Origin of the sequence: Ilumatobacter nonamiensis YM16-303 (assembly GCF_000350145.1) — a bacterium.
GTDB lineage: Bacteria > Actinomycetota > Acidimicrobiia > Acidimicrobiales > Ilumatobacteraceae > Ilumatobacter_A > Ilumatobacter_A nonamiensis.
In genome coordinates this window covers 1-8760 of record NZ_BAOL01000261.1, presented here as the reverse complement: position 1 = coordinate 8760, position 8760 = coordinate 1, and the positions used below count along the sequence as shown (strand labels likewise).

7 protein-coding genes are annotated in these 8760 nt (G+C 66.7%); 4 read left to right on the top strand and 3 right to left on the bottom strand.

Translation table 11 applies throughout. The features are described from left to right. Window positions 1-88: 88 nt before the first annotated feature. Both ON45_RS19225 and ON45_RS19220 read left to right on the top strand, forming a co-directional pair. Window positions 89-1267, top strand: coding sequence for an LLM class flavin-dependent oxidoreductase (locus ON45_RS19225; RefSeq protein WP_040496164.1), 1179 nt, complete (start codon window positions 89-91; stop codon window positions 1265-1267). Between the two features lie 46 nt (window positions 1268-1313). Continuing rightward, window positions 1314-3116 (top strand): potassium channel family protein, encoded by a 1803-nt coding sequence (locus ON45_RS19220; RefSeq protein WP_051063414.1) that lies wholly within the window; start codon window positions 1314-1316, stop codon window positions 3114-3116. 47 nt (window positions 3117-3163) lie between these two features. Here the strand turns inward: ON45_RS19220 and ON45_RS19215 are convergent, their stop codons facing one another. The 3 genes from ON45_RS19215 to ON45_RS19205 are packed head-to-tail and all read right to left on the bottom strand — an operon-like array spanning window position 3164 to window position 7164. Continuing rightward, window positions 3164-4753 (bottom strand): gamma-glutamyltransferase family protein, encoded by a 1590-nt coding sequence (locus tag ON45_RS19215; RefSeq protein ID WP_040496163.1) that lies wholly within the window; start codon window positions 4751-4753, stop codon window positions 3164-3166. Between the two features lie 53 nt (window positions 4754-4806). Beyond that, a complete protein-coding gene (locus tag ON45_RS19210) occupies window positions 4807-5562 on the bottom strand; it encodes a glycerophosphodiester phosphodiesterase family protein (RefSeq protein WP_040496162.1) in 756 nt (251 codons plus the stop codon). Window positions 5563-5610: 48 nt separating this feature from the next. Beyond that, window positions 5611-7164: an acyl-CoA synthetase gene (locus tag ON45_RS19205; RefSeq protein ID WP_040496160.1), complete on the bottom strand. Its 1554-nt coding sequence runs from the start codon at window positions 7162-7164 to the stop codon at window positions 5611-5613. Between the two features lie 61 nt (window positions 7165-7225). On the opposite strand from ON45_RS19205, the gene ON45_RS19200 reads away from it, so the two are divergent. Together ON45_RS19200 and ON45_RS19195 are read left to right on the top strand one after the other, a co-directional pair. Beyond that, window positions 7226-7894 carry a transglutaminase family protein gene (locus ON45_RS19200; RefSeq protein WP_051063412.1) on the top strand — a complete coding sequence of 223 codons (669 nt, stop codon included), beginning with the start codon at window positions 7226-7228 and terminating at the stop codon, window positions 7892-7894. 36 nt (window positions 7895-7930) lie between these two features. Then, the gene (locus ON45_RS19195) at window positions 7931-8734 is read left to right on the top strand and encodes a siderophore-interacting protein (RefSeq protein WP_083915171.1); all 804 of its coding nucleotides are present in this window, start codon (window positions 7931-7933) and stop codon (window positions 8732-8734) included. Window positions 8735-8760: the final 26 nt, after the last annotated feature.

The window sequence follows — 8760 nt, the reverse complement described above, 5'->3', positions numbered from 1 at the left end:
TCTCGTGAACAGTTCGCGCACGGAGCGCTGTACTTGTTCACGAGAACGGTGGTCGGGCCGGATCTGAGACGACGGTGAGGACACGGACATGGTTGCAGCACAGGATCTGAAGCTCGGGGCGTTCTTCTTCGGCGGGGTCGAGATGACCGATGCCGGTGCCGGAGCACCGAATCCGATGGATCGTCGGTACTCCAACGAGGAGTGCTGGAAGGCCACCGTCGACTACGTCAACTCCGCCATCGAGGCCGAACGACTCGGCTACGACTCGTTCTGGACCACCGAGCACCACTTCCAGTACGAGGGCTACGAGGTGATCCCGAACGGGATCCTCATCTCGACGTGGATCGCCGCGCAGACGACGAGACTCCGCTTCGGGTCGATGTTCAACGTCGTTCCCCAGTGGAACCCGATGCGTCTGGCCGAGGACTTCGCCACGCTGCACAACCTGTCCGGTGGTCGAGCGATGCTCGGCGTCGGCCGCGGCACGGTGCCGCGGGAGGTGCTCCATCTCAACGACAAGGGCGTGTCGATCGGGTCGCAGGACAATCCCGATCAGCAGGCCGCCGACGCGTTCAACCGCGAGATCTTCGAGGAATCGATGGAGATCGTGCGGCGGGCGCTGACCCAGGAGACGTTCTCCTTCCACGGCGAGCACTTCCAGCTCCCGCTGCCCGGAATTCCCGACCGTGGCTCGACGGTGCAGGACCTGACCCTGATTCCACGGCCCTTGTACCCGTTCGAGATCTGGCAGGCGGTCACGTCGCCACCGACTCTCGACTACGTCCCGGTGGTCGACCACGGCGCGGTGTTCTGGAACCAGCACTACCGCTTCATCGAACGGTTCTGGAACACGTACGCCGAGAACTACACCGCCGCACATGGAGTCGAACTCGAACCACACGAGAAGCGGATGCTGGTGGTGTCGGTCCGGATCGAGGACACGATGGAGGAGGCCCGTGCCAGTGCCCTCCCGGGCCACGACGAGTTCTGGAAGTTCCTCGGCCCGTACGGGTGGAGCCGCGGCTACATGGGCCCTGACGGGAAGCCGTCGGCACCCGGGCTGATCCCCACACTCGACGAATCGATCGAGAACAAGACGATCCTCGTCGGGCCACCCGAGAAGGTCGCCGAGGAGGTTCAGTTCCTCAAGGATCTGCTCGGATTCGAGTCGCTGACGATCTTCCCGCACCTGCTCGGCGACAGCTACAAGCAGGCCGACGAGCAGATGGCCCGCTTCAAGGAACAGGTCCACCCACTCCTCACCTGAGCCACCGCCGCGGCTCGGACGTCGCCGCGTGCCATCATCGCGGTCAATGCTCAAGTCCCTCGGAGCCACGATTGCCCAGGTCACGGGACGGTTGCGCTCAGACGAACCCACGGATCAGGGCTGGCATCCCGATCAGGTACAGCAGTCAGTGCGACGCGCCGAGCGACGACGACAGTTCAAGACGATCGTCGTGCTTGCGGCGGTCTTCATCGGGATGGTGGCGGTCTTCGCCACGTTGTTCCACGAGCTGATGGACCGGGAGGGCCGGTCGTACTCGTGGGCGACGAGCATCTACTGGACGCTCACGACGATGACGACGCTCGGGTTCGGTGACATCACCTTCGAATCCGACGCGGGTCGGGTCTTCTCCATCGTCGTGCTGCTCGCCGGTTCGACATTCCTGCTGGTGATGCTGCCCTTCATCTTCATCCAGTTCGTGTTCGTTCCGTGGATGGCCGAGCGCGAGCGTCGTCGTGCACCGCGGTCGTTGCCGGCGTCGACGAGCGGCCACCTGCTGCTCACCGCACACGGGCCGGTCGAGCACGCCCTCGTGGAGCGTGCCGAGCAGGCGGAGGTGCCCTACGTGATCATCGTCGAAGATGTCGACGAGGCGGTGCGAACCCACGATCAAGGGCGCGTGGTGATGGTCGGCGCACTCGACGACCCGACCACGTACCACAACGCGCGCGTCGAGCAGGCGGCGATGGTCGTGGCGACGCGCAACGACCCCGGGAACACCAACATCGCGTTCACGGTCAGCGAGATCGCACCCGACGTCGACATCCTCGCGACCGCCAACTCGCCGACCGCCGTGGACATCCTCGAGATCGCGGGGGCCAATCACGTCGTCCAACTCGGCGAGATCCTGGGCGCGGCGATGGCGGCACGGGCGCTCGGATTGGGAGGTACCAGCCACGTGATCGGCGAGTTCGCCGGTCTGAAGATCGCCGAGGCCGGAGTCGTCGGGACCGAAATCGTCGGGTCGACGCTGGCCGACCTCGGTCTCCGCGCCCGGCTGGGAATCGGGATCATCGGAGTGTGGGATCGAGGCCGGTTCAGCATCGCATCGGCCGACACCGTGCTACGTGAGTCGTCGATGCTGCTGATGTCGGCGACCGAGGAACAGTTGGCAGCGTTCGACGCCGAGTACTCGGTCCCCGATGCCGGCTCGCGCCGCGCGGTCATCATCGGCGGTGGTCGGGTCGGTCGAGCGATCGGGGCGGCGTTCGATGCCGAGGGTGTTGCCTTCGCGATCGTCGAACAACTCGCCGAGCGACAACGGGACACCGCGAACTACGTGATCGGTGACGCGGCCGACCGCGACGTGCTGACCGAGGCCGGCATCGACGAAGCCGGCGCGATTCTGATCACCACCCACGACGACGACGTCAACGTGTATCTCACTCGCTATTGCCGGGGGCTGCGACCCGACGCCCGCATCGTGTCGCGGTCGCGTCTCGACCGGAACGTCACGACGCTGTACCGGGCGGGTGCGGACGCCGTGCTCTCCTATGCCGGATCGGGTTCGGCATCGATCTGGAACCACTTCCGCGGTGACGAGACGCTGCTCATCGCCCAGGGCCTCAACGTGTTCCGTACGCCGATGCCGAAGGAGCTGGCGGGTCGGACGCTCGCCGAGTCACACGTGTATCGCCGGACCGAATGCAACGTGGTGGCGGTCGAGAGCGGGGGAGTGATCGAGGCGAACCCGAACCCCGGCGTGCCGCTGCCCGCGTCCGGGGAACTGATCCTGGTCGGCACCGATGCGGCCGAGTCGACCTTCTCGAGCGTGTTCCCCCACGCCCGTCGCCGCCTCTTCCCGCGGCATTCCCCACGCTCCTCCACCTAGAAGCCGAAGATGCGCGTTGGCGACCGTCACCAACGCGCACGCTCGCGTCAGCCGCCGGCGCAGGATCCGACGACCGTGCGCGGGTCGGCGAAACCGATCCACGACCCGGACCGACCACGCACGATCGCGTGGGCGTGACCGAACGTCGAGTCCCACGCCGGTGTCGTCGCAACCCGGTGTCCCCGCGCCGTCAAGCCGTCAGCCCACTCGGGAGGCGCGTGGCCTTCGACGAGCACGCTCGGTGACTCGGGCGATGTCCAGGTGTCGAATCCCGTGGCCGGGCCGCGCAGCGCCCAACGTCCCGCCGTGATCGCACGCGCCGGACTCTGGCGATGGTGGAACAGCCGCGCCGCCAGTTGCAGCAGGATCTGCGGCTGGGCGTCGCCACCCATGGTGCCGAGCACGCCGACGATCTCATCGTCCTGGGTCGCGAGCGCCGGAGACAGGGTGTGGGGTGGTCGTCGGCCGGGAGCGAGTTCGGCGGGATGCCCGGGTTCGAGCGAGAACCCGATGCCCCGATTGTGCAGGTTGATCCCCGTCGTCGGCTCGACGAGGTGGCTTCCGAGTCCGTTCGCATTCGATTGGATCAGCGACACCGCCATCTCGACGCCGCTCGACGAACGACCGGCCGTGCACAGATACGTCGTGTCGCCGTTGGCGGACGGTACGTGGTGCGTGGTCGCTCTGTCCACGTCGATCTCACCCGTGCGACGGTCGATCGCAGCGAGGAGTTCAGCACCGTCGGCTCCCTCGTGGAGAACGTCGGGACGATCCCGTCCCGCCGCGATCGCGGCCTCGATGAGGAGGTGGGCCCACTGCGGGTCATCGGGATTCGCCGGCAGGTCCAGGGAGGTCGCGAGGCGGGCACCGCCGAGGGTGAGGTAACCCTGCGAGTTCGGACCGATCGTGTGCAGGTCCAGACCGAACGCTCGTGAACTCAGCGGTTCGACCCATTCGGCTTGCGACACGGCGAGATCGTCGGCGACGAACTGTCCCTCGCCGATCTCCAGGAGACCTTGGCCGAAGGGCCCTTGGTAGAAGCTCGATCGACCGGTCGCGGCGATTCCGGCGAGCACCAGCGCCGCGCCCGGACGCCGCACGATGTCGCCGCGCCGGCGGACCTGCTCCGACAGTTCCGTGAGCTGTTGCCGACTCTGCTCGTCGAGTTGGCCGACCACGGAAGCGAGCGGGGCACTCGCCAGGAACCCGGCCGACGCGAGACGCTCCGCGGGAGCGAGGAGGACGTCGAGTGGGAGCGAAGCGAAACGTTCGTGGAGCGTGACCCATCCGTCGACGCAGCCCGGGACCGTCACCGCTCCGACGTGATGACGGTGCGGGACCGTGCGGTGCCCCTCCGCTCGGAGGTCCGCGGCGCTCGCGCCCGAGCCGGCACGTCCGGAGGCGTTGAGCGCATGTACCGCACCGTCGACGTGTACGAGCGCGAACAGGTCACCGCCCAAACCACAGAGATGGGGAGCGACCACGGCCATCGCAGCGTTGGTGGCGATCGCTGCGTCGACCGCATTGCCGCCGCGGACGAACATCTCGACTCCGGCTGAGGTGGCGACGTGGTCGGCCGAGCACACGATGTGGTTCGGGGCTCGAACCGAGCGGGGTGGCGGGTTGGCGAGGGACACGCTTCGACCGTAGCGACCTCAGCGACTCGCACTCGCGTCATCGCGATGGCTGCTCAGTCGTTCGGGTGCCATTGGCCGCGTGCTTCGAGCACGCTCTTCAGGAGAGCGCAGTCGTCGGTCATGATGCCGTCGACGCCGAGGTCGAGCAGTCGCTCCATCTCGGCGCGTTCGTTGATCGTCCAGACGTGCACGGCAATGTCGCGAGCGTGCGCGGCGCGAACGAAACGGTCCGTCACCACGGGGATTCGGCCCGCTGCCGGCGGGACCTGCGCCGTCCGCACGGCCGTGCCGGGCAGTCGTCCCAGGATGCGGAGTGTTGCCACCTCCGACGGGGCCAGGTTCGTCACGAGATCCGGGCCGAGCATCGACCGCATGCGTCGCAGCGTGCTGAGCTGGAAGCTCGCGAGGCACACGCGATCGACCGCGGCGAACGCTCGGATCAGGTCGACCAGCGGCGCCACGGACTCCGAGGACTTGGCGTCGATGTTGAACCGCGCCTCGGGAAAGTGTTCGAGCAGGTCCGCCATCAGCGGGATGCGGTGATCGCCGTGAACCCGGGCGGCGGCGACGTCGGCGGCTGTCATCTCCGCGATCCGCGCGTCGATCCCGCAGGTCCGGTTCAGGTCGGGGTCGTGGAAGGCGACGAGCGCGCCGTCCGCTGTGCGGTGCACGTCGGTTTCGAGGTAGCGGAAGCCGAGCGACACCGCGTGCTCGAACGCGGCCATCGTGTTCTCGGGTGCGGCCAGGTTCCCGCCGCGGTGCGCGAACGCGATCGGTGGGGAAGCATCGAGGTACGGGTGCGAGCTCACGTTCCCACCTCGCCCGTCGAGTCGTGTCCCCGTGCCGACCCGTCGAGGTCAGATTGCTCGACCGGCAGCCTTCCAGTACTCGTCCTTCAGGAGCCGCTTGTACAGCTTTCCCGTCGGATGGCGGGGGAGGTCGGGACGGAAGTCGATCGAGCGCGGGCACTTCACGTCGGCGATCTGGCTCTTGCAGAACTGGATCAGTTCGCCGGCCAGAGCCTCGGCAGCCGCGTCGTCGGCGGGCATCTCGCGGGGCTGGACGACCGCTTTGACCTCTTCGCCGAAGTCGTCGTTCGGCACGCCGAAGACGGCGACGTCCATCACCTTGTCGTGCGTGACGAGGACGTTCTCGGCTTCCTGCGGATAGATGTTCACCCCACCGGAGATGATCATGTACGCCTTGCGGTCGGTGAGGTAGAGGAACCCGTCCTCGTCGAGGTAGCCGACGTCGCCGAGGGTCGACCAGCCCTTCGGGTGGCGCGAGCTCTTCGTCTTCTCGGGATCGTTGTGGTACTCGAACTCCGCTCCACCCTCGAAGAAGACCGTGCCCGACTCTCCCTGGGGGACCTCCTCGCCGTCCTCGCCGCAGATGTGCAGCGTGCAGTTCAAAGGCGATCCGACGGTGCCTTCGTGCGACAGCCAGCCCTCCGGGCTCGCGTAGACGAAGCCGTTGCCTTCCGAACCTGCGTAATACTCGTGGATCACCGGCCCGAACCAGTCCATCATCGACTTCTTCGTCGGGATCGGGCACGGAGCCGCGGCATGGATGACGTACTCGAGTGACGACACGTCGTACCGGTCCCTGGTCTCCTCGGGTAGTTTGAGCATGCGCACGAACATCGTCGGAACGACCTGGCTGTGGGTGATCCGGTGTTCCTCGACGAGTTGGAGATAGCGCTCGGCGTCGAAGTTCTCCATCGCGACGAGCGACGCTCCGATGGCGTGTTGCGACATGCTGAAGCGCAGCGGCGCCGCATGGTAGAAGGGCGCAGGGGAGAGGTACCGCTTGGTGTCGTCGACGCCGAACAGCAGCTGGCACACCCCGGTCACGCCGTTGTCCCAGGTTTCGAGTGGCTCGTTCGGGAACTTGCGGGCGATGCCCTTGGGCATCCCGGTCGTCCCGGACGAGTAGAGCATGTCGAGCCCGGCGATGCGTTGCTCGTCGAGCGGCTCGGGCGACTGGCCCTCGACCGCACTCTCGTAGCTCTCGTACCCGTCGATCGTTCCGTCGAGCATCAGGCGCAGTTCGACGTCGGGCGTGTTCGCGACGATCTCGGCAGCTTGGTCGGCCTTGTACTTCGACGTGATGTACGCCCGTGCGCCGCAGTCGTTGATGATGTACTCGAGTTCGGCGCTCTGCAGGCGGGACGAGGCGGCCGTGTAGATCAACCCGGCGTAGTGGCAGCCCCAGATGATCTCCATGTAGCGGTCGTGATTCTCCATGCAGATCGCGATGTGGTCGCCGGGATTCAGACCCGCGGAGCGGAGCAGCCGACTCAATCGGTTCGCTGCGGCGTCCAGTTCGGCATATGTCTGCGTGAAGCCGGAACCGGCCATCGTGATCGCTGGCTTGTCGCCGTGTTCTTCGAGGTGCGCACCGGGGAACATGACTCGCAACGTAGCCGAGGACCGCTCTCGCGGTCACATGCAGCGGTAGCGTGCGGACGCGATGAGCGTCGGTCGATTCGCGCAGGTGATGGCCGCTCCCGACGTGCGCCTCGATGAGGCGTGCCTCGCCATGTCCAGCGCGATCCAACGGCCACTCGACGAGATCGAATGGCTGGCCGCGCTCGACCTGCTCGCGGCGGAATGTCCCACGCCGACGCTCGACGGCGTCGTCCACTACCTCTTCGGTCAACTGGGCTTCCGAGGGAACAGTGAGGCGTACTACGACTGGCGCAATTCCTGTCTCGACCGGGTGATCACCACTCGGGTCGGGATTCCGATCAGCCTGTCGGTCCTGATGATCGAAGTTGCCCGGCGCCTGGACATCCGGCTCGTCGGCGTGGCGATGCCCGCTCACTTCCTGGTCCGCACGGTGGATGGGCCGGAGCGCTTCTTCGACCCGTTCGCCGCGGGCAACGAACTCGACCGGGACGGTGCGCGGGAGTTGTTCGAAACGGTCACCCGAGAACAGGTTCCGTGGCGGGACTCGTTTCTGCAGCCGACGCTCGCGCTCCCGATCATCGTCCGGATGCTCAACAACGTGCGTTCGATCTTTCAGAGCCGGTCGGACGAGATGCGGCTGGCGATCGTGATGGAGATGCGGGCGCAGATCCCACAACTCGCCGAATCCGAGGCCGACGAGATCCAGGCGGCGACTGCCGTGTTCAACTGAGACGTTCACCGACTCCGGCCGTGCCACAGTGGACGGATGCCCCCTGACGAGCCAGACGACGCTGCCGACCGGCTCCGGGCCCTTCGCCGGGAGCCCCCGCCGTTTCGTCGGGTACGCGTCGTCTCGATCGCGGCGCTGAGTCCGCGGATGTTGCGGATCGTGCTCGCCGGTGCCGAACTCGACGGGTTCGCGATCGATGCGCCTGCGTCGAGCGTGCGGATGCTGATTCCCCCGGTCGGAGCCGATGAGATCGTGATGCCGGAGTGGACCGGCAATCAGTTCGAGCTACCCAACGGGGATCGGGCACCGATCCGGACGTTCACACCGCGCTACTTCGACGAGCAGCGTCTGGAGCTGACGTTGGACATCGTCCTCCACGACCACGGTGCGGCATCCGACTGGGCGCGAAATGCCGAGGTCCACGACGAAGTCGCCATCTCGGGTCCCGGCCGAAGCGAGACGCTCGACCCCGAAGCCACATCGCACCTGCTCGCAGGCGACGAGTCGGCCATCCCCGCGATCGGTCAGTTGCTCGAGGCGATCCCGACGGATCACACGATGGAGGTGCATGTCGAGATCAGCGGGCCTGATGCCCGCATCGAACTCCCGGAACACGGGGGAGCTGACGTGAACTGGCTCGTGGCCGATCCCGACTCCTCACCCGGCGACGCGATGGTCGCCGCGGTGGTGGCGTTGGACGACCTGCCCGACGCGGTGTGGGTCGCCGGAGAAGCCGCCGCGGTGCAACGCCTCCGCAAACATCTCTTCGACGAGCGAGGTCGCTCGCGCTCCAGCGTCACCGCTCGCGGCTATTGGAAACACGGTCGCTCCGCCACGTGAACCATCCGGTGTCAGACACCGGATGG

What these genes read in the sequence shown, in the direction of transcription:
- ON45_RS19195 (WP_083915171.1), top strand. Translation starts at nt 7,931, where the DNA reads ATGCCCCCTGACGAGCCAGACGACGCTGCCGACCGGCTCCGGGCCCTT.
- ON45_RS19220 (WP_051063414.1), top strand. Translation starts at nt 1,314, where the DNA reads ATGCTCAAGTCCCTCGGAGCCACGATTGCCCAGGTCACGGGACGGTTG.
- ON45_RS19225 (WP_040496164.1), top strand. Translation starts at nt 89, where the DNA reads ATGGTTGCAGCACAGGATCTGAAGCTCGGGGCGTTCTTCTTCGGCGGG.
- ON45_RS19200 (WP_051063412.1), top strand. Translation starts at nt 7,226, where the DNA reads ATGAGCGTCGGTCGATTCGCGCAGGTGATGGCCGCTCCCGACGTGCGC.
- ON45_RS19205 (WP_040496160.1), bottom strand. Translation starts at nt 7,164, where the DNA reads ATGTTCCCCGGTGCGCACCTCGAAGAACACGGCGACAAGCCAGCGATC.